The following is a 21617-nucleotide window of genomic DNA, read 5'->3' on the forward strand; positions in this document are numbered from 1 at the left end:
GTCGGTCGCCGACCCGGACCCCCGCGTGTCGTCGAGGGCCCCGCCCCGCAGCTCGTGACCGTGCCCTCGCCAGGCGGAGTGGTCTCGTCGTCCCACGTCCTGTTCCACGCTGCCGGATCGACCGCGGTCGTCGACGACCTCCGCGCCACGAACGGCACGGTCGTCCGCGCTCCGGGAGCACCGCCGCACCGGATGCCCGCGGGTGCCTCGATGGTCGTGCTGACCGGTACGGTTGTCGACATCGGGGACGGTGCCACCATCGAGGTGCTGTCGCCGTACCTGCGGTCCGTCCCTCCCGGCGGCCGCGAGTCGTCCGGACCGCTGCCCGTCCCACCTCCCACACCCGGTCCGTCCCGAACCCCCAGAGAGCGACCCTGAACCGTGACCGAACTCGGCCGTGCTGCCTCCTCCCACGCCATCGACCTGCCTGACGGCAACGGTGCGACGCTGACCCTGTCCTGGGGGGCCGCGACCGACGTCGGGCGTCGCCGGGACCACAACGAGGACAGCTACATCGTCGATGCCCCGTACTTCGTGGTGGCGGACGGCATGGGCGGGCACCTGGCGGGGGACCGGGCGTCGGACGCCGTCGTCCGTCGGCTCGGCGACTCCACGACCGAGCCGTTCGCCTCGCGCCAGACCATCCAGCGCGCGCTGCTGCTCGCGACCGCCGACATCGAGAAGGCGGCGGGCGGCAACGCGATCGGTGCCGGCACGACGGTCACCGGCGTCGCGCTCGTCGCGTCGCAGGGGCAGCCCTCGGCGCTCGTGTTCAACGTCGGCGACTCGCGTACCTACCGCAGCGACGCGGGCGCTCCGCTGAAGCGCCTGACGATCGACCACTCCGTCGTCCAGGAGATGGTGGACGCCGGCGTCCTGCGGGCCGAGGACGCCGAGTCCCACCCCGACAGCAACGTGATCACCCGCGCCGTGGGGTTCGGTGAGCCGCCGGAGCCGGACTGGTGGACCATCCCCCTCCGCACCGGTGACCGCTACGTCGTCTGCTCCGACGGGCTGACGAAGGAGATCGGCGACGTCGGCATCTCCCGCATCGCGGCGAAGGTCGACGACCCGCAGGAGCTCGCGGAACGCCTGGTCGGCGACGCCGTCATCGCCGGCGGTCGCGACAACGTCACGGTCGTCGTGCTGCAGGTCGACGCGGCCCCGGCAGTGTCGGACGACATCGAGGACACGCTGCCGCGCCGCTGACCTCGGCGGCAGGCGAAGCGCACCGATCCGGACCACCAGGCCCGGGACATCCCCACCGAGGTACCGTGACCCACTCAGCCGGGAAGGAACGTCCATGGCCCGACGACTGCCGTCGACACCTCCCGTGATCCCGGGCTTCACCCCGGTGCACGTCCTCGGCTCCGGTGGCTTCGCCGACGTGTTCCTCTACGAGCAGGACATGCCCCGCCGGAAGGTGGCGGTGAAGGTCCTCCTCGACGAGGTCGTCGACGACCGCGTGCGTCAGATGTTCCAGGGTGAGGCGAACCTGATGGCACGCCTCAGCACGCACCCCTCGATCCTCACCGTCTTCCAGGCGAGTGTCGCCGCCGACGGACGTCCCTACCTCGTGATGGAACTGTGCTCGGCGTCGATCAGCGAGCGGTACCGCCGAGAACCCGTCCCGGTGTCCCAGGTCCTCTCCGTCGGCGTGCGGATCGGATCGGCGCTCGAGACTGCGCACCGCGAAGGCGTCCTGCACCGTGACGTGAAGCCGTCGAACATCCTGCTCACGGCCTACGGCAACCCCGTCCTGTCGGACTTCGGGATCGCGGCGACGCTCGGTGAAGCCGACCCGGACGAACCCGTCGGCATGTCCATCCCCTGGTCGGCGCCCGAGGTCCTCGCCGACGAGTCGCGCGGCACGATCCAGTCCGAGGTCTACTCGCTCGCTGCGACCGTCTACTCGCTGCTCGCCGGCCGCAGTCCCTTCGAGGTCCCCGGCGGGAAGAACGGCGCCGCGGAGCTGATGGCACGGATCGACAAGGGCGGCCCGCGCCCGACCGGACGCCCGGACGTCCCGCCCACACTCGAACGGGTCCTGGGCGCGGCACTGTCCCGTCGGCCGCGCGACCGCCCGTCCACCGTGATGGAACTCGTGCGCGGCTTCCAGCAGGTCGAGGCCGAGCTGGGCCTCCCGCAGACCCCGGCCGAGGTCGCGGTTGAGGCCTGGGCGGTCACCACCCCCTCGCGTCCCGACGAGCAGACCGTCATCGCGGCCGTCGGTGCCGCTGCGGCGGGCGGCGTCGCTCGGTCGGGTCGACGCCGTCGGAACCGCTCCGACCTGCGTGGCGGTTCGGTGGCGAGTGCGTCGCAGAGCGTCGGCACCGTGCACCGGTCGGCCTCGACGGCTCGGGCACGCCGCGGGTCCCGCGCTGCACTGGTGTGGGCGACCGTCCTGTCCTCGGTCGTCGTGCTCGCGCTGGCCGTGACGACCGTCGCCGTCCTGACCCGCGGCGGTGACGACGCCGTCCCGGTGGTGTCGGACCTCAGCGCCACGGCCGGAGCGTCCACCGTCACGTTCCGGTGGACCGATCCGGGCCTCCGGCAGGGGGACACCTTCGTCGTGACGGCGGACGGAACGACGAGCCAGCAGACGGGGACGACGTTCGTCGCGACCGGACGACCGGGCGTCGAGCAGTGCATCCGGGTCGCGGTGAACCGGGATGGCCGCACGGGCGCGGACAGCGCCGAGCGGTGCGGCACGATCGGCGGAGCCCGGTGATCCGGCGGCTGCTCGCCGCCCGGCGTTCCGCGACCGTGACGACCGTGGTGGCCGTCGTGGTCGGGGCGGTCGTCGCCGGCACCGCTCTCGTGTCGAACGGGTACCACGCCCAGCGGGTCGACCTCGGCGACGGCACGGTGTGGGTGCCCTCGGCGCAGTACGGTGCCGTCGGCCGCGCCAACCCCCAGGTGCTCGAACTGAACACCGCGGTGGAGACCTCCTCGGACGCCACGTCCGTGCTGCAGCACGGGTCGATGGTCTACGCCGTCGACCAGACGAAGGGCACCGTCGCCCGCGTCGACGTCGCCGACGCCACCCTCGGCGACGCGGTGACCCTCCCCACCGGCTCGCCGACCGTCCTGTTCGCCGGTGACACCGCGGTCGTCGGCAACACGGACACCGGCGGGCTCTGGACCACCCCGACCCGCTCCCTCGACGAGTTCGACGCGTCGACCGACCCCCAGCTGACCCTCGGTGCCGACGCGGTCTTCGACGCCTCGACGGACCACGTCGCCGTCTACTCGCCCCGGACCGCTACCGCCTCGCTCGTCGCCCTCGGGACGACGCCGACCGTCGAACGCCGTGCGACCGTCCGGATGGACCGCACACACGACTTCCAGGTCGCGACCGTCGGCGACCACCTCGCCGTCCTCGACCGCACCGACGGCGTGCTCTCGGTCGACGGCCGCACCGTCGACCTCGGGGCCCGCGTCGGCTCGTCACCGGCGCTGCAGCAATCCGCCGACACCGGCGACGACGTCACGGTGGCGGGGACGGCCGGCCTGGTCCGGGTGTCGGCGTCGGGGGCCGTGCAGCAGTCCGCCCTCGCCGTGTCCGGCCGGGCGGCCCGACCGTGGACCGACGACGGCTGCACGTTCGGCGCCTGGAGCGGCGGGCAGGCCGTCGACACGTGCGACGGTCGTGCGGTGCAGGACCTGGACCGGGTGCCGGGAGGCGCCGCCCTCCAGGTCGTCCACAACGGTCGCACCGTGGTGGCGAACGACCCGGAGAGCGGACGTACCTGGGCCGTCGGACGGAGCGGCCAGCTCATCGACAACTGGGCGCAGCTCGTCGACCAGCAGGACGACCAGCAGCAGGAGCGTGCGTCCGACGACGACCCGGAGGTCGAGAAGGAACAGGCGCCGCCGGTCGCGGTCGACGACGACCTGGGCGCTCGTCCGGGGCGCACCACGACCCTCCCGGTCCTGCTCAACGACCACGATCCCAACGGCGACCCGCTCGTCGTCAGCGAGGTGGGCGACGTCGACGAACGGGTCGCGCGCGTCGCGATCGTGACGGACGGCCAGCAGCTGCAGATCTCGCTGCCCGCGGCGGCGACCGGCGTCGTGACGTTCCCGTACACGATCACCGACGGCAACGGCGGGTCGGACACGGCGACCGTCCGGGTGACCGTCCGGCCTGACTCGGAGAACGCCCCGCCCCGGCAGGTCCGCGACACCCGGGCCGACGTGGTCCGGGGCGGACACGTCTCGACGAACGTCCTCGGCGACTGGATCGACCCGGACGGCGACCCGGTCTACCTCGAGTCCGCCAGCCCGTCCGAGGGCGACCACACCTCGACGACCCCGGACGGCCTGCTCGACTACCGCAACGACAGCGGCCGCACCGGGGACCGGGTCCAGCAGGTCACGGTCAGCGACGGCCGCGACGCCGGCCGCGGATCCGTCACCGTGGCGGTGGCGGCGCAGGGTGACGTGCCGCTCCGGGCCGAGGGGTTCCCGGTCAGCGGGTACGCCGACAAGCCGTTCACGGTCGACCCGCTCGACCACGTCCGCGGTGGCAACGGTGCCGTCACGCTGACGAGCGTGTCCTCCGCGCGTGGCCTGACGGTGACGCCGAGCTACGACAGCGGGACGGTGGAGGTCGAGGCGCGGACGCCGGGCGACTGGCAGCTCGAGTACACGGTCTCGGACGGCACGAAGACCGCCAGCGGCGTGGTCCGGATCACCGTGCTCGCACCGCCGGACGCCTCGGCCGCGCCGGTCACGACCCCGAAGACCGTCTTCGTCACCACGCTCTCGACGAAGGACACCGACGTCACGGCGACCGACTTCGACCCGGCCGGCGGGGTCCTCCTCGTCACCGGGCTCGACGGGCCGCCGAGCGGCTCCGGGGTGCAGGCGGACGTGGTCGACCAGCACATCGTCCGGGTCAGCCTCACCGCGCCGCTCGCGGGCCCGGTGTCCTTCGGGTACACGGTCTCGAACGGGTTGGCGACAGCCACCGGCACGATCACGGTCGTCGAGATCCCCGAGCCGGACCGCATCCAGCCGCCGGTCGCCCAACCCGACACCGCGACCGTCCGGGTCGGCGCCGTCACCGACATCGACGTCCTGGCGAACGACACGCAGCCGGAGGGCGGTGCGATCTCGCTCCGGCCCGACCTGGTGCAGGACGTCCCGCGCGGCGGTGGGCTGCTGTTCGTCTCCGGCGACCACCTCCGCTACCTCGCCCCGAACACCCCGGGCACGTACACGGCCGCCTACCGCGTCGCCGGTCCGGACGGGCAGACCGCGGACGCGACCGTCTCGGTGTCGGTCCGCGACCGCGACCGCGCGACCAACGGCGCCCCCGTGCCGCAGACCGTGACCGCACGCGTCGTCGCCGGGCAGTCGGTCCGTGTGTCGGTGCCCCTCACCGGGATCGACCCCGACGGTGACTCCGTGCAGCTGGTCGGCGTCGCGTCGAACCCGGAGAAGGGCTCGGTGGCCGACGTCACGTCCGACTCGCTGACGTACGAGGCCGGCGACTACTCCGCCGGGACCGACGAGTTCACCTACACCGTCGTCGACGCGCTCGGCGCCCGAGCCACGGGCACGGTCCGGGTCGGGATCGCACCGCGAGCCGACCAGGCCGGTCGGCCCGTCGCCGAGCCCGACCGCGTCACGATCCGCCCCGGTGGCTCGGTCTCCGTCCGGGTGCTGCAGAACGACTCCGACCCGGAGGGCGGCCGCCTCACCGTCACCGCGGTCGAACCCACCGTGGCCGACGTCCGCGCGCGGATCGTCGGCGGCCAGACCGTGCAGGTCACCCCGCCGGCGTCCGCCCGGCGCGGTGACTTCGCGGTCGCCTACACCGTGGCTGACGAACAGGGGGCGACGAGCACGGCCTTCGTCACCGTGACCGTCGACCGCGACGCCCTCCCGCTGCGTCCCGAGGTCGACGACACCGTCCTCGACCTGCAGGACGTCGTCGGACGGCAGAGCGTGACGGTGGACGTCCTCCGCAACGTCTTCTTCGCCGAGGGCACCGACGCGGACCTCCGTGTCGGCGTGGTCGGCGGCTACGGGGACGCCGCGTCCGTCACGAGCGACGACCGCATCAGCATCCGGGTCTCCGACGCCTCGCAGGTGATCCCGTTCTCGGTGACCCGACGTGATCACCCGGACGTGGTGTCCTACGGCTTCGTCCACCTCCCCGGATCCGACGACGCCCTGCCGCAACTCGACCGGACCGCGCCCGCGATCTCGGTCCGGAGCGAGTCGACGGTGCGCATCCCGCTCTCGCGCTACGTCGTGACCGCGAGCGGGAAGACCGCGACCGTCACGGACCGAGGGGCTGTCAAGGCGACGCACGCCGACGGGGGCTCGCTCGTGCTCGACGACTCGACGCTGCAGTTCACGTCGTCGAAGCTCTACTTCGGCAAGGCGTCGATCTCGTTCGAGGTGACGGACGGCTCCGCGGCGAACGGCGGTGCCGGACGCGTCGCGACCCTCGTGCTGCCGATCACCGTGACGCCCCGCTCCAACCAGCCACCGTCCCTGACCGGCACGACGATCGAGATGCAGCCGGGCGACCGACGCGTGCTCGACCTCACCAAGCTGACCGACTACCCGTACCCGGCGGACCTGCCCGAGCTCCGGTGGTCCGTGCTCGACCGGCCGGACGGCGGCACGACCGCGACGATCGCCGGGCAGCGACTGACCGTCGCCGTCGACGACTCGACCGCACCCGGTGCCCGGTCCACCATCGGGGTCGGCGTCGCCGACTCCACGAACCAGGGCCGGGCCGGACGGATCACCGTCGAGGTCGTCGCGTCCACCCGGCCGCTGGTCCAGCCCGGGCCGGACAGCGCCGTCGTGCGACGAGGGACCTCGACCACGATCGACGTCCTCGCCAACGACGGACAGACGAACCCCTTCCCGGGCCAGCCGTTGCGGGTCATCGACATCCGGGGTCTCGCGGGTGGCATCCCCGCCGGTGTGACCGTCACCCCGAGCGCCGACCGGTCACGCCTCCGGGTGGGTGTCGCGGCGGACGCGCAACCGGTCGACACGCACCTGCAGTACCGGGTCGCGGACGCGACGGGCGATGCCGACCGGTCGGTGTGGGGCGACGTGACGGTCTCGGTGCAGGACGTCCCCGACGCCCCCGGCACGCCGACCCGGACCGGCACCGAGACCGGCGGGCAGATCACGCTGAGTTGGTCCACCCCGCGCGCGAACAACTCGCCGATCACCGGGTACCGCGTGACGGGGACCGGCGGCGTCGCGAAGGACTGCGGCACCGCGACCGTCTGCACCCTCACCGGACTGGACCCGACCCGGTCCTACCGGTTCAGCGTCTTGGCCGAGAACGCCCTCGGGAGCTCGCAGCCCTCGCCGCAGTCCGCCACCATGAGCGCCGACTTCGTTCCGGCGGCACCGACCGGGCTGTCCGTCGTGCCCGACCGGACGAACCCCGGCCAGCTCGACGTCTCGTGGGACGCGGTCCCGCGCCCGGCCACGGGCAGCGCCGTCGACGACCACGTGGTGACGATCGCCGGCCCGGGTCTCACCGACACGAAGCGGACCGGCACCGCGACGACCACGTCCTTCAGCGGCGCGACGAGTGGTGCGGTCTACGTCGTGACGGTCTCCCCGCGCAACGACGCGGCCCGGGACGGCACGGCGGTGCAGTGGAACAGTTCGACGGCGTCCGGCACCGCCGTCGGGGTCCCCGGACCGCCGCAGGACGTCCGGGCCGTCACCGGCGACCAGCCGGACGACCAGGGCAAGTCGACCGTGACGATCACCTGGTCGCCTGCCGACGGTGCCGGGGGAGCGGGACCGACCTACCGGGTCTACCGGATCGCCTCCGGCATGAGCCCGACCTGCGCCGCGCTGGCGGGCCAGACGTCGCTCGGCGCGCAGTCCGGCACGACCGACTCGGGCGTCGGCGGCGGTGGTGTCCGCTACGCGGTCGTGTCCGACAACGGCCTGTTCTGCAACGTCGCCTCCGCCAGCGCGGTCGCCTACGAGACGCCCGGTGGTACCGCTTCGCCGACCGTCGCGGTCGTCCCCGGGGCGACGGCGAACCAGGCCGACGTCCGGGTCACCGCTCCGGGCTCGGACGTCGACCACTACCGCCTGCAGACCGGTGCGTCGGTCGTCACCCTGCAGCCCGGTCAGGCGTGGACCGGCGTGCCCGGTGCCGGCGCGCGCAACGCCGCAGCCACCGTCACCCTGCAGGCGTGCGGCGCACCCGGCGACGCGTTCTGCACCGGCAAGGACGCCTCCTGGTCGGGGACCGTCGCCGCGTTCGACACCGCGAGCACGGTGACCGGCGCGCAGGAGGGCACGCGGATCGCCCTCACCGGCCCCGCCGTCGGCGCCGGGGTCAGCGTCACGTACACGGCACGGTGGTACAGCGACGCCGCCGGGATCTTCCCGATCGCCGCGCAGGCGTCCGACACTTGGCAGTCGGGCGGCACCGCCCCCACCGCACCGACCGGCGCTCGGTTCGTCCGGGTCCTCGTCACCGCCCAGTTGGACGCCGACCCGCGGTCCTCGGCGACGAACGAGAAGTCACCGGCGACGTCGGCGGTCGCGGCAGCGGACCCACCGCCGGACCCCGCCCCCGCGGATCCGGCACCGGCGGACCCGGCACCGGCGCCCGGCTCCGGCGACCCGAGCCAGCCGACACCGTGACACCGCGCAGCGCGGGCCCGACGAGCACCCCGAGCCCGACGAGCACCCCGAGCACCGCAGGCACCGACCACGCCGTCCCCACCACAGAAGGAACGACACCCGCATGAGCATGACCCCGGAGCAGGCCACCCGGTTCGCCGACGTCGCCGGCCGCATCGTGTCGAACGTCGAGCAGGTGCTCCTCGGCAAGACGTTCGTGATCCGGCTCGCCGTCACCGCGATGCTCAGCGAGGGACACCTGCTGCTCGAAGACGTCCCCGGCACCGGCAAGACCAGCCTGGCGCGCGCCCTCGCCCAGAGCGTCCAGGGGTCGACGAACCGGATCCAGTTCACCCCCGACCTGCTGCCCGGCGACATCAGCGGGATCAGCGTCTACGACCAGCGGGCGCAGGAGTTCGAGTTCCACCGCGGTCCGGTGTTCGCGAACATCGTGCTGGCCGACGAGATCAACCGCGCCAGTCCGAAGACCCAGTCCGCCCTGCTCGAGGCGATGGAGGAGTCCGCCGTCACCGTCGACGGTGTCACCCACCGACTGGCGCAGCCGTTCATGGTCGTCGCGACGCAGAACCCGATCGAACAGGCCGGGACCTACCGCCTGCCCGAGGCACAGCTCGACCGCTTCCTCATGAAGACGTCCATCGGCTACCCGGACCACGCGGCGACGGTCCGGATCCTCGAGACGTCCGCGGCACCGTCCGCCGCGGTGCCGGTTGCGAGCGTCGTCCCCGCCGCGACCGTCACCGAGATGGCCGCGCTCGCCCGCACCGTGCACGTCGACCCCGTCATCGCCGACTACGTCGCGCGACTCGTGGACGGCACCCGCGCCGCCGACGAGGTCCGACTCGGTGTCAGCGTCCGCGGTGCGATGGGCCTGATGCGCGCCAGCCGCGTCCTCGCCGCCGTCACCGGACGGCACTACGTCACACCCGACGACGTGAAGGCCCTCGCCGAGCCGGTCCTCGCCCACCGCATGGTGCTCGACCCGGAGGCCGAGTTCGACGGCGTCAGCGCCTCGAGCGTGGTCGCGCAGCTGCTCGTCGAGACGCCACCGCCGGCCGACCGGGTCCCACGGTGACGGATCGCCGTCCCGCCGACACACGGTCCCGTCGTCCCCTCGCGACGCGGTCGCGTCGCGCGGGCGTGCAGGAGCGCACCGGGACGGTCGCCGGCCTCACCAACGTCCGGACCCGCCTCGTCGGTGAGCGTGAGGACGTCGCCGCCGACGCGGTGGTCGGCGTGGTCCGCGCCTGGCGCTCGCTCGGGAGGCTCGTCCGCCGTGCCGGGGGCCAGGTCGCGTCCGTCGTGACACCGCTCGGGTGGATCGTGGCCGTCCTCACGGTCGTCGCGTTCGTCGCCGGGTACCGCGCCGGGCTCCGGGAGGTCGTCGTCGTCGGGTGGGCGGGAGCGGTCCTCGTCGTGGTGGCGGCGATCGCCCTCCTCGGCCGGTCCCGCCTGCTCATCCGGATGACCCCGCCGCAGCACCGCGTGGTGGTGGGGGACGAGGCCGGCGTGACCATCACCGCGGAGAACCCCACGCGCCTCCCGACCGTCCCGACGACGGTGGAGGTGCCGGTCGGCACCGGGCTCGTCGACGTGACGATCCCGGCTGTGGCGCCCCACGCGACCTTCGAACAGCACGTCGCGGTCCCGACCGTCCGCCGGGGCGTCCTCGACGTCGGACCGGTGACCGGCGTCCGTGCCGACCCCGTCGGCCTGGTGCGCCGCGAGGTCGTCTGGACCGCTCGCGAGCAGGTGATCGTGCACCCGCGGACGATCGCGATCCCGTCGACGAGCACCGGGCTGGTCCGCGACCTCGAGGGGCAGGCGACGACCGACCTCTCGCCGGCCGACATCGCCTTCCACGCGATCCGTGAGTACATGCCGGGCGACGACCCCCGGACGATCCACTGGAAGTCGACCGCCAAGACCGGGGCCTTCATGGTGCGGCAGTTCGAGGACACCCGGCGCTCACACCTCGTCGTCGCTCTCGGCATCGCCCGCGCCGAGTTCGCGGACGACGACGAGTTCGAGCTCGCGGTCAGCGTCGCCGCGTCGCTCGGTGCCCGTGCCGTCCGGGACGGCCGGGAGGTCACCGTCGTCGTCTCGGAACGCACCCCGGAGTTCGCCAAGCGTGCCGTCCGCGCCGTGCGACCGCTGCCGACCGTCACCCCGACCCGCCTGCTCGACGCGTTCGCCCGCGTGGGGCTGGCCGACGCCTGTCTGCCGATCGCCGAGGTCGCGCGCATCGCCGGTCGGGACACCCCCGGCATCTCCGTCGCGTTCCTGGTCGTCGGTTCGACCGTCGCGGTGCCGGCCCTCCGCCTCGCCGCCTCGCGGTTCCCCGTCGGGGTCGAGGTCGTCGCCGTCGTCTGCGAACCGGAGGCCGTGCCTCGGTCCGTCCGGGTCGGCGCGTTGACGGTCATGACCGTCGGGTACCTCGAGGACCTCCGCCACGCCCTGCAGCGGTCGGTCAGCGCATGAGCATCGACGAGCGCCGGGCCCCGCGCCCGACACCGCACGCCGGGCCCCGGTCGGGGGCACGAGCTGCCCGCCGACGCCGGGTGTCGCCGCTGCGTCTGGTCGCGGGCACGCTGGCCGTCTGGCTCCTCGTGGCGCTCGCGAGCACGGCCTGGTGGCCGATCCACCGTGACAGCGCGATGGTGGCCGCGGGGGTCACGGCCGTGGTCGTCGGTTCCGTGGTGGCGCTGCTGGGAGCCGGGATGCGCCTCCCGGCCTCGGTCGTGTCGATCGTGACCGTCGTCGGCTTCGCGGCCACCGGCGTCCCCGCTGCCGTGCCCGGTGCGGCGGACGGCCCGCTGCCGACGCTGCCCGGACTGGTCGAGCTCTTCAGCGGAGTCGCCCTCGGGTGGCGGCGCCTCCTGACGATCACCCTGCCGGTCGGGTCGTACGAGGCGCTCCTCGTGCCGTACTTCGTGTCGGTCCTCCTCGTGACGGTCGTCGGCGTGAGCATCGCGACCCGCGCCTCCCGTCCGGAGCTCGCCAGCCTGCCGGCGCTCGCGCTCTTCGTCACCGGCACCGTGTTCGGACCGATGCGGCTCGAGACGTCCGTCTGGCTCGGCGTCCTGCTCGCCGGGGTCGCGCTCGTGTGGGCGCTGACCGTCCGGCACCTCCGGCGCGCGGCGACCGTCGCGGCGACCACCGGAGCCCGCGTGCCGATCGTGCGGGCGGTGGTCCGGCCGGCGCTGGTCGGCACGGCGACGATCGCCGCGGCCGCCGTCGTCGCCACCGGACTCGGTCTCGTCGCGCCCCCGTCGGGAGCGCGCACGGTCGCCCGCACGGACGTCGTGAAGCCCTTCGACCCGCGCGACCAGGTCAGCCCGCTCAGCGGGTTCCGCGCCTACGAGGAGTCCGGCCGAGCCGACGAGCCCCAACTCACCGTCACCGGGTTGCCCGCCGGCGGTTTCGTCCGGATCGCGACCCTGGACACCTACGACGGCGTCGTCTACCGCGTCGGAGGTCCGGACGGCGCCTCGGCGTCCGGCTCCTTCGAGCGGGTCCCGACCGCGGTCGACACCCGCGACGTGCGGGGGACCCCCGTCGACGTCGCCGTGACGGTGCAGGGGTACCGGGGCGTCTGGTTGCCCACGGTCGGTGACCTGACGTCGGTCGCGTTCCGCGGCCCGGACGCGGACGGTGAGCGGACCGCCTTCTTCTACAACCGCTCCACCGGCACTGCCGCCCTCGTCAACGGGGTGACCGACCGGACGCGGTACACGTTGTCCGCCGTGGTCCCCGACCAACCGACCCAGGACGAGCTGACCGACGCCCGGCCGGGCGACGCCGCCGTCCCGACACCGCGCGCGGTGCCGGCCGCGGTGCAGGACGCCGTCCGCGCCGACACCGACGCGGACACGAGTGACGGAGCGCAACTGCTCGCCGCGCTGCAGGCGCTGCGGCGCACCGGGTACGTCAGTCACGGCGTCGGTGACGACCGTCCCAGCCGGAGCGGTCACGGTGCCGACCGGATCACGCAGCTCCTCACCGCCGTGCCGATGGTGGGGGACCAGGAGCAGTACGCCGTCGCCGCCGCCCTGATGGCACGGGAGATCGGGTTCCCCGCGCGCGTCGTCCTGGGGTTCACGCCCGGCGGCGACTCGGGTGATCAGGAAGCTGCAGCGACGGGCGGGCGGACCACGTTCCGCGGCTCCGACGTCACCGCCCGGATCGAGGTGGACACGGCGCAGTGGGGCTGGGTCATGCTCGACCCCAACCCGGTCGTCCGGGAGATCCCGGACGAGTCCGACCAGACGCCGCAGCCGGTGACGCGGCCCGAGACCGTCGTGCCGCCGCCCCCGGCCCAACAGCTCGACCAGGACCAGCAGACGCCGCCGCAGGCCGACCGGGACACCCCGCCGACGCAGCCACTGTGGTTGCAGATCCTGCTCGCGGTGTTGCCGTGGGCGCTCGGGGTCCTCGGGCTCCTGGCGCTCGTGCTGCTGCCGATCGCCGCCGTCGTCTCGGCCAAGCGGCTCCGGCGTCGACGGCGCCGTCGAGCACCGGAGGCGCGGGCCCGGGTCGTCGGTGCGTGGGACGAGTACCGGGACGCCCTGCTCGACGATGGCCACGACGTCGACCCGACAGCCACCCGCCGAGAGGTCGGTCAGGCCGCGCCCGGGGACGCCGGTGCAGCGATCGCGGCTGATGCCGATGCGGCGGTCTTCGGTCCAGCCGACGTCGACCGTGCCGGTGCCGACCGGACGTGGGCTGCGGTGGACGCGGCGATCACCGCACTGCGCGCCGGCCGCGATCGACGTGCCCGGTTCCGTGCGGCGACCTCGCTGCGGTCGTTCCGGTCGTTGCGCTCGTTCCGTCGGTGACGGTGGGCTTGCGTGCTGCGGCTGCCTCCGCTGGCTCGCGGAGACTGCTCTGATCGGCGGTGACTACGATGTCCCGAGGCCGGAAGCACCTCGCGGACGGCCGGACGAGGACAGAGGCACCCTGTGATCAGATGCGAACACTGCGGATCGGCGCTCCCGGACGGAGCGATCTTCTGCGGTGAGTGCGGACGAGCCGTCACGACCTCGGCAGCTCGCCGCACTGCACCCGTCGAAGCCGCGGACCGGTCGACACCCCCGCCGCTGCAGCAGCCCGACGCGCACGGCCGCGCACCGGAGACCGCCGACGACGCGTGGCTCCCCGAGTCCACGCTCGACCCCGCGACCCGGGCGTGGTTGACCGGCGCCGACCGCAACCGACCCGCTCCCGAGCCGGACGCGGCGGACCTCACGCCGCGCAGTGCGCCGACCCACGTCCACGGTGCCGGCACGGGTCTCGGCGACTGGACCGGCCGCCCCGGCGCAGCACCGACGTCGGCAGCGCAGGTGCCTGCCGAACCGACGCTCGACCCGGATGCCTTCCCCGCCGAGGACGTCGCTCCCCAGGACGACCCGGAGGTCCAGCGCACGGCCGCCTGGGCACCACCCGAGCAGCAGCCTGCAGCGCAGCAGTCCGCCGGGCAGCAGTCCGCCGACACGCACGGCTCCGGATCCGCCGCCCTCCCGGTCTGGGAACCGCAGGCCACCCCGGCAGCGCCGCCGGCCGGACCGTCCTGGTGGATCGGTCGCGCCCCGTCCGCTGCGGTCACCGACGCGTCCTCCTCGACCGACACCGACACCCCGGGTGCGTCCGACGCCGCTGCGTTCGACGACGCACCCCGACCCGGCGACACCGCGGCGTTCCAGCCCGTCGTCGAACGCCGCGCACCCCGCCCCGCTCCGCTCGTCGCGCCGGGAAGCCAGAGTGCGACCTGCCACGTCTGCGGGCACACCCTGGAACCCGACGACATCTTCTGCGAGGAATGTGGCTCCGTCCGTCCCGCGGTCACCGCGGCCTTCACCGGTCCGGTGATGCCGCTGCCGCTCACCCGGCCCGACTGGGCGGCCGACGAGGACGCGCTCCGCAGCGCCGTCTCCGACGCGCACGAGCTGACCGACGGCGACGGCGACGGCGACGGCGACAACGCTGCCGACGGGTCCGGTGTCGACGAACCGGTCGGCGACGAGACCGTTGACGAGCCCGTTGTCGACGGGCCGGTCGTCGACGTTGCGGCCTCCGACGAGCCTGAGGCCGACGGGCAAGTGGACGACGAGCACGTTGACGACGAGCCCGCCGGCCAGCCGGAGTCGGACGAACCCGCCGCGGACGAGCTCACCGCTGACGCTCCCGTCGCCGACGAGCCCGAGACGAACTCCGACCGGCAGGAGGACGCCGGAGGCGGCACCGATGCCGACCAGGAGGCCCACCTCACCTGGGCCGCACCGCTCCCGCCCGAGTCGCCCCGGCCCGTGACGCCACCGCCCACGACACCGACGGTCGATGACGCACCGACTGCCGCTCCACTCCCGCCCGTCCCGCACGCCCACGAGGCTCCCGAGGTCACGCCGGCCGACGAAGCGCCGTCGGACTCCGCACTCCAGGAAGACGACGACGAGGACGTCGAGGCGACACGCATCGTGTCGCGCAAGCCCGAACACGCGCCGTTCCTGCTGCACTTCAGCACGGGCGAACGGCTCGGCGTGCACGGTTCCGCGCTGCTCGGGCGGCTGCCACGTCCGGAGCCGGAGGAGCACTTCGACGAGCTGCTGACGATCCGCGACCCCGGCAAGTCGGTGTCGAAGACGCACCTGGAACTCGGGCGTGACGGCGACGACCTCTGGGTGTCGGACCGCTACTCGGGCAACGGCACGGTCATCCGCCACATCGACGGGTCGATCCGCCGGTGCGAGCCGGGTCGGCGCTACCGGGTCGAGCGCGGAGCCCGCGTCGACGTGGGGGAGCAGTTCTTCCTGCTGCAGTGACACCGGGGCGCCTCCCTGCACCGTGACGCGCCACCGTCTGGTTCTCCACAGACCGCACGGCGACCAGGCGGTGAGGGTCTGCTTCCCGATGTGATGGGGGCATGGAACCTCGTGGAGCACGTCGCGCGGCCGTCGTGGTGGCGGTCGTCATCACCGTCGGGATGCTGGTCGTGCCGGTCGGCAGCGTGCCGGGTCTCTGCGTGGCTGCCGCGGTCTGTCTCCTCGTCGCGGTGCTGGTACGTGCGCCACGAACGGGCGGCAGTCCGGCGGCGGTCGTCATCCCTCCGGCGACCGACGACGGACACGGACGTGGACGAGGACACGGACACGGCATCGGACTCGACCCCGAACCCGACCCTGAACTCGACGGGACAGCCGAGCACGACCGGGTCCCCGAGGCCGCAGCGGACGGCGCGATCCTGATCGGCCGGACCTCGGGCGGCGCCCTCGTCCGGGCCGACCCGTCCGGCGGCGTCGTCGTCTGTGGCACCGGTGCGCTCGCGCGCGCGGTCTTCACCGGCCTGGTGGACCAGCTCGACGAGTTGCGCGCCAGGCCCGCTGAGCGGAGCACGGTCGACCCGCAGGCCTCGGCGACGTCGCTCCGAGTCGCGGCGGACACCGCTCTGCTCGGGCAGCGGATCGTCCGCAGCGGGATGCCGGACGGGACCTGCGCCGCCGTCCTGCTCGATCCCGAGGGGCACCGGGCCGCCTCGGTGGTGCTCGTGCCGAGCACGACGACCGCACCCCGCTGCTGCACCGCCGTCGTCGACGTGACGCGCTACGGGTGTCGTGTCCGACGACGCCTGGCCGACGGATCCATGGACCCCGTCGGGGTCACGATGCGTCCGACCTTGCCGTTGCTCGTCGTGCCCGACCGCCCGGCTCCTCGGCCCGACCAGCACCACCCGGACAGCCCTGCGGACGGCCCTGTGGACAGCCCGGTCCTGGTTCAGTGCAGGCCAGCTCCGGCGCGGACGGCACCGACGGGCACGCCGCCGCCGAGCACGCGTTCCCCGGTGGCTGCGAGGACCTCGTCCGCGGCCTCGGCAGCGACCAGCCCGTTGCGCACCAGGAGCGTCAGCGCTGCCAGGGTGCCGGCACGGAGCGACCCGTCCAGCACCTTGACGGCGACGGCGGGCCCCTGCGGCACTCCCATCACCATCACGCCCTCGGCCCCGAGCTTGGCCAGGACGCCGAGCCGTTCGATCGTCACGGTGTTCGCCCGGCCCACGCCGTCGATCGCCCACGCGTTCGCCAGGACGGCGTCGGTCAGCGCAGCGGTGTCGTCGTCCGCCCGGGCGACGACACCGGCGATGCCCCGTGCCAGCCCGGTGAGCGTCAGCGGGAACACCGGCGCGCCACACCCGTCGGTGCCGACGACGTCGACGACCTCGCCGGTGAAGTCCTCGACGGTGCTGCGGACCGCACGCTGGAGCGGGTGGTCGATCTCCAGGTACGTCGCCGCGTCCCAGCCGTGGACGCGGCAGGCGGCGAGCATCCCGGCGTGCTTGCCGGAGCAGTTCATCGCCAGGCGCCGTGGGCCGTCCATACCGCGCGCGGTCTCGCGGTCGAAGGGCAGGTCCGGCGGGCAGCCCAGGTCGTCCTCGACGTGGTCGAAGCGTTCGAGCATCCGCAGTGCCAGCGACTGGTGGGACGGGGTCCCCGCGTGACTCGCCGTCGTCATCACGAGCTCGTCCCCGGCGAACAGCGCCCCGGCGCGGCGGATCGCGAGTGCCTGGAAGGGCTTCATGGTCGAGCGGGGGTAGATGCTCGCCGTGACGTCCCCGACCGCGTCGACGACGGTGCCGTCTGCGGTGACGACCACCCCCGCGCCGATGTGGCGGCTCTCGTCGAAGCCGGAACGGTCGAGGACCGCCAGCTCGACGGACCCGTCGGCGGTGAGAGGATGACGGTCGGTGCTGGGAGCCACGCTCATGCGGCGAGCCTACCGACCACCGGACCGTTCACCGTGACGAAGGGACCGCCCATGACCGACCACTCCTACGAGGTGTCCGTGCGCTGGACCGGCAACCGGGGGACCGGGACGAGCGGGTACCGCGACTACGGTCGCGACCACGTCATCAGCGCGGCGGGCAAGCCCGACGTCCTCGGCAGCGCCGACCCGACCTTCCGCGGCGACCGCGATCGCTGGAACCCGGAGGAGATGATCCTGGCCGCCCTCAGCCAGTGCCACATGATGAGCTACCTGTACGTCGCGTCGACGCTCGGCATCACGGTGGTCGACTACCAGGACCGCGCGACGGCGAGTCTCGACGTGCACCGCGACGGCTCGGGGGAACTGACCGGGGTCCTCCTCCGGCCCGTCGTGACCATCACGGAGCCCGACCGTGTCGACGACGCCCGCACCGCACACGCCGAGGCGAACCGGCTGTGCTTCATCGCCCGCTCGGTCGCGTTCCCGGTCCACCACGAGGCCGAGATCACCGTCCTCGGAGCCGACGCATCAGTGAGTGCGGCAGGATGACCCGTGTGAAGCGTCTCCGTCTGCTCCCCCTCGCCCTCGTGCCCGCCGTGATCCTCGGCCTCGCGGCCTGCTCCGGTTCCGGCTCGTCGGACCCCTCGGCATCGGCCACCTCCGCCCCGAGCTCGACCCCGACGCCGATCACCTCGTGCCCGAAGCCCGGCACGGCCTCGGACTCCGTGAAGGCCACCGGATCGGTCGGCGGCTCGGCAGCGCCGAAGGTCACGTTCGACAAGGGCCTGACGGCCGACCCGCCGCAGGCCACCCGCGTCGTGAAGGGCTCCGGTGCGTCCCTGTCGAAGGGTGACTTCGTGCAGGTCGCGTACACGGCGTACAGCGCGAAGGACGCCAAGAACCTCGTCACGGTCGGCTTCGACCAGGGCAACCCGCAGGTCCTCTCGGTCGGTGGCACCGGCTTCGGCGCCATCCTGTCGTGCGCGAAGGTCGGCGACCGGGTGGCCGTGGTCGGTCAGGCAGCGGCACTCGGCTTCAACACGACCGGCTCCATCGTCGTCGTCGCGGACGTCGTCGAGCAGACGCCGACCAAGTCGACCGGCACGCCGAAGGACCAGGACCCGAAGCTGCCGACCGTCAAGGACGCCGCTGACGGCGAGCCGACGATCACGATCCCCGACACGGCCGCTCCGACGAAGACCACGGCCGAGGTCATCAAGCAGGGCGACGGCGACACCATCAAGGACGGCGACACTGCGCTCGTCCAGTACAAGGGCGTGCTCTACAAGGGCGGCAAGGAGTTCGACTCCTCGTGGTCGAAGGGCTCCCCGACGACCTTCACCATCTCGAACAGCGGTCTGATCCCTGGCTTCGTGAAGGGTCTGGTCGGCCAGAAGGTCGGCTCCCAGGTCATGATCGTCGTCACCCCGGAAGACGGCTACGGTGCCACTCCGCCAGAGGGCTCGGGCGTCCCGGCCAACGCGACCCTGGTGTTCGTGGTCGATCTGCTCGCCAAGGGCTGACCTGCAGGACGGCAAGGGCGGGTGGTGCGTCTCGACGCACCACCCGCCCTTCGTCGTGCGGGGCGCGGCGGCAGCAACGCGCTCCCGGTAGGTTTCCCCCATGAGCCCCAGCACCACCCGCCGCCGTGTCGTCCTCCTCGGCAGCACCGGGTCGATCGGCACGCAGGCCCTCGACGTCATCGAGCGGAACCCCGACCGCTTCGAGGTCGTCGGTCTCACGGCCGGCAGCAACGCGACCGCCCTCGCCGAGCAGGCCGCCCGGTTCGGGGTCCGCGAGACCGCCCTCGGGTCCGCCGACGCCGAACGGTTGGTGCGGAGCGTCGAGGCGGACGTCGTGCTGAACGGCATCACCGGCTCGGTCGGCCTGGGCCCCACCCTCGCGGTCCTCGACACCGGCGCGACCCTGGCGCTGGCGAACAAGGAGAGCCTGATCGTCGGCGGTCCGCTCGTGCAGGCCGCGGCCGCTCCCGGGCAGATCGTCCCGGTCGACAGCGAACACTCCGCGATCGCGCAGGCGCTGCGCTCCGGCAGCGACGCCGAGGTCGGACGCCTGGTCCTGACCGCCAGCGGTGGTCCGTTCCGCGGCCGCTCCCGCGACGAGTTGGCCGACGTCACGCCGGCGCAGGCGCTGGCCCACCCGACGTGGGACATGGGCCTCGTGGTCACGACGAACTCCGCCACGCTCGTCAACAAGGGACTCGAGGTCATCGAGGCGCACCTGCTCTTCGGCGTCCCGTACGACCGCATCGACGTCACCGTGCACGCGCAGTCGGTCGTGCACTCGATGGTCGAGTTCGTCGACGGTTCGACCATCGCCCAGGCGTCGCCGCCGGACATGCGCCTGCCGATCGCGCTCGGGATGGCGTGGCCGGACCGTGTGCCGCACGTCGGCGTCCCGCTCGACTGGACGACGGCGAGCACCTGGACGTTCGAGCCGCTGGACACGCAGGCCTTCGCCGCCGTGGACCTCGCCAAGCGTGTCGGCGTCCTCGGCGGGACGTTCCCGGCGGTCTTCAACGCGGCGAACGAGCAGGCCGTCGCCGCGTTCCACGCGGGCGCGATCGGCTTCCTCGACATCGTGGACACGGTCGCGCGGGTGGTCGACGAGCACACCGCGGGGGAGCCGTCGCTCGACGGTGTCCTCGCCGCGGAGCGGTGGGCGCGGCAGACCGCGGACCGCATCCTGTCGCGCACGGCGTGATCCGCGCCTCCCGGGTGGGAACGCTCACGCGGGCAGCACCGCGCTCCAGGGCCACACCGCTCTGGAGGCTCACATCACCACCCAGCCCGCGTACGGCTCCGTCATGGCCAGCGTCCCGTACTCTTTGCCGGTGACCGTCGGAACCGTCCTGCTCTTCATCCTCGGCGTCGTCGTCTTCATCATCGGTCTGCTGGTGTCGATCGGCCTCCACGAGCTCGGCCACCTGGCCTTCGCGAAGCTGTTCAACGTCAAGGTGACCCAGTACTCCCTCGGCTTCGGCAAGGCGGTCTGGTCCTTCCGACGTGGCGAGACCGAGTACGGCATCCGTCCGATCCTGCTCGGCGGCTACATCTCGATGGTGGGCATGCTGAAGCCCCGAGCCTCTGGCCGTGAGATCACGAACACCGGCATGTACTCGGCCTTCGTGCAGGATGCCCGGGCGGCCAGTGCGGAGCAGATCGCGGAGTCCGGTGGCGACGACTCGCGGGCGTTCTACCGGTTGACGCCGTGGAAGCGGATCATCGTGATGGTCGCCGGTCCGGCGATGAACCTGGTGATCGGCATCGTCCTGTTCGGGATCCTGCTCGTCGGGTTCGGGGCGCCGACCACGACCTTCACCTCGAGCGTCGACTGCGTCCTGCCGACCAGTGCGCGGACGACGTGCGCCGACGGTGACGCCGTCTCGCCCGCGAAGGAGGCCGGACTCCGGTCCGGCGACGTCGTCCTGTCCGTCGGTGGCGTGCGGAACCCGACCATCACGCAGGTCTCGGACACGTTCCAGCGGTCCGCCGGCAAGGCCGTCCCGGTCGTCGTCGAGCGGGACGGCACCGAGCGCACCCTCCGCGTCACGCCGGCACTGGCCACCCGCGACGTCTACACGGCCGACGGGACGGTCGCGAAGAACAGCGACGGCACGACGAAGACCCAGCGGGTGGGTGTGGTCGGCGTCAGCATCGGGCAGACGCTGGTCCGGCAGTCCCCGGCGGCGGTGCTGCCCGCGACGGGCGCCCAGATCGGCGCGTCGGCGCACCTCATCATCGACCTGCCGCAGCGCCTGGTGGCGGTCTGGAACGCGGCCTTCGGTTCGCAGGCCCGCTCGCAGGACAGCCCGGTGTCGGTCGTCGGGGTCGGCCGGGCGATCGGGACCGTCTCGTCGATGAGCGGCGTGCCCGTGGTGGACAAGGTTTACACGATCCTCGGACTGCTGGCGTCGCTGAACATCGGTCTGTTCGTGCTCAACATGGTGCCGCTCCTGCCGCTCGACGGCGGGCACATCGCGGGCGCTCTGTGGGAGGCCGTGAAGCGCCGGACCTTCCGCCTGTTCGGCAAGGCCGACCCGGGTCCGATCGACCTGGCGAAGACGATGCCGCTGACGATGGTCGTCGTCGTGTTGCTCGCCGGCATGAGCGCGCTCCTGATCTACGCGGACATCGTCCGGCCGGTCAACCTGTTCGGGTAGCAGGCACAGGCCCTTCGGG

At 73.2% G+C, this 21617-nt stretch carries 12 protein-coding genes and 1 pseudogene; 12 read left to right on the forward strand and 1 reads right to left on the reverse strand.

Annotation, left to right across the window (positions count from 1 at the left end; all coding sequences use genetic code 11):
• The 8 genes and pseudogenes from QL987_RS13110 to QL987_RS13145 all read left to right on the forward strand — a co-directional run.
• A pseudogene (locus QL987_RS13110) lies at nt 1–378 on the forward strand (hypothetical protein); the annotation flags it as partial.
• 3 nt (nt 379–381) lie between these two features.
• Complete coding sequence (locus tag QL987_RS13115; protein ID WP_253463280.1) at nt 382–1209, forward strand: protein phosphatase 2C domain-containing protein; 828 nt, start codon at nt 382–384, stop codon at nt 1207–1209.
• 94 nt (nt 1210–1303) lie between these two features.
• A complete protein-coding gene (locus QL987_RS13120) occupies nt 1304–2731 on the forward strand; it encodes a serine/threonine-protein kinase (RefSeq protein WP_290158038.1) in 1428 nt (475 codons plus the stop codon).
• Between the two features lie 44 nt (nt 2732–2775).
• Nucleotides 2776–8661: a tandem-95 repeat protein gene (locus tag QL987_RS13125; RefSeq protein WP_290158039.1), complete on the forward strand. Its 5886-nt coding sequence runs from the start codon at nt 2776–2778 to the stop codon at nt 8659–8661.
• A 103-nt stretch (nt 8662–8764) separates the two neighbouring features.
• Complete coding sequence (locus QL987_RS13130; RefSeq protein WP_111073611.1) at nt 8765–9736, forward strand: MoxR family ATPase; 972 nt, start codon at nt 8765–8767, stop codon at nt 9734–9736.
• 65 nt (nt 9737–9801) lie between these two features.
• Nucleotides 9802–11142, forward strand: coding sequence for a DUF58 domain-containing protein (locus tag QL987_RS13135; protein ID WP_290158041.1), 1341 nt, complete (start codon nt 9802–9804; stop codon nt 11140–11142).
• Nucleotides 11139–13499, forward strand: a complete 2361-nt coding sequence (locus tag QL987_RS13140; protein ID WP_290158042.1) for a transglutaminase domain-containing protein — start codon at nt 11139–11141, stop codon at nt 13497–13499. Before QL987_RS13135 ends, QL987_RS13140 begins: the two co-directional genes overlap by 4 nt.
• Nucleotides 13500–13622: 123 nt before the next feature.
• On the forward strand, nt 13623–15479 hold the full coding sequence (locus QL987_RS13145) for a zinc-ribbon domain-containing protein (protein WP_290158043.1): 1857 nt from the start codon (nt 13623–13625) through the stop codon (nt 15477–15479).
• Between the two features lie 949 nt (nt 15480–16428).
• On the opposite strand, the gene QL987_RS13150 is transcribed toward QL987_RS13145, so the two are convergent.
• A complete protein-coding gene (locus QL987_RS13150; protein ID WP_290158044.1) occupies nt 16429–17415 on the reverse strand; it encodes an asparaginase in 987 nt (328 codons plus the stop codon).
• Nucleotides 17416–17466: 51 nt separating this feature from the next.
• Here QL987_RS13150 and QL987_RS13155 point away from each other — a divergent pair, with 51 nt between their 5' ends.
• From QL987_RS13155 to QL987_RS13170, 4 genes are all read left to right on the forward strand, one after another.
• A complete protein-coding gene (locus tag QL987_RS13155) occupies nt 17467–17964 on the forward strand; it encodes an OsmC family protein (protein ID WP_290158045.1) in 498 nt (165 codons plus the stop codon).
• Nucleotides 17965–17969: 5 nt separating this feature from the next.
• Nucleotides 17970–18938 (forward strand): FKBP-type peptidyl-prolyl cis-trans isomerase, encoded by a 969-nt coding sequence (locus tag QL987_RS13160; RefSeq protein ID WP_290158046.1) that lies wholly within the window; start codon nt 17970–17972, stop codon nt 18936–18938.
• Nucleotides 18939–19038: 100 nt separating this feature from the next.
• A complete protein-coding gene (gene dxr / locus QL987_RS13165; RefSeq protein WP_290158047.1) occupies nt 19039–20139 on the forward strand; it encodes a 1-deoxy-D-xylulose-5-phosphate reductoisomerase in 1101 nt (366 codons plus the stop codon).
• Nucleotides 20140–20269: 130 nt separating this feature from the next.
• Nucleotides 20270–21598 carry a site-2 protease family protein gene (locus tag QL987_RS13170; RefSeq protein WP_290158048.1) on the forward strand — a complete coding sequence of 443 codons (1329 nt, stop codon included), beginning with the start codon at nt 20270–20272 and terminating at the stop codon, nt 21596–21598.
• Nucleotides 21599–21617: the final 19 nt, after the last annotated feature.

The organism is Curtobacterium sp. APC 4022 (assembly GCF_030407555.1).
In the GTDB taxonomy this organism is placed as follows: domain Bacteria; phylum Actinomycetota; class Actinomycetes; order Actinomycetales; family Microbacteriaceae; genus Curtobacterium.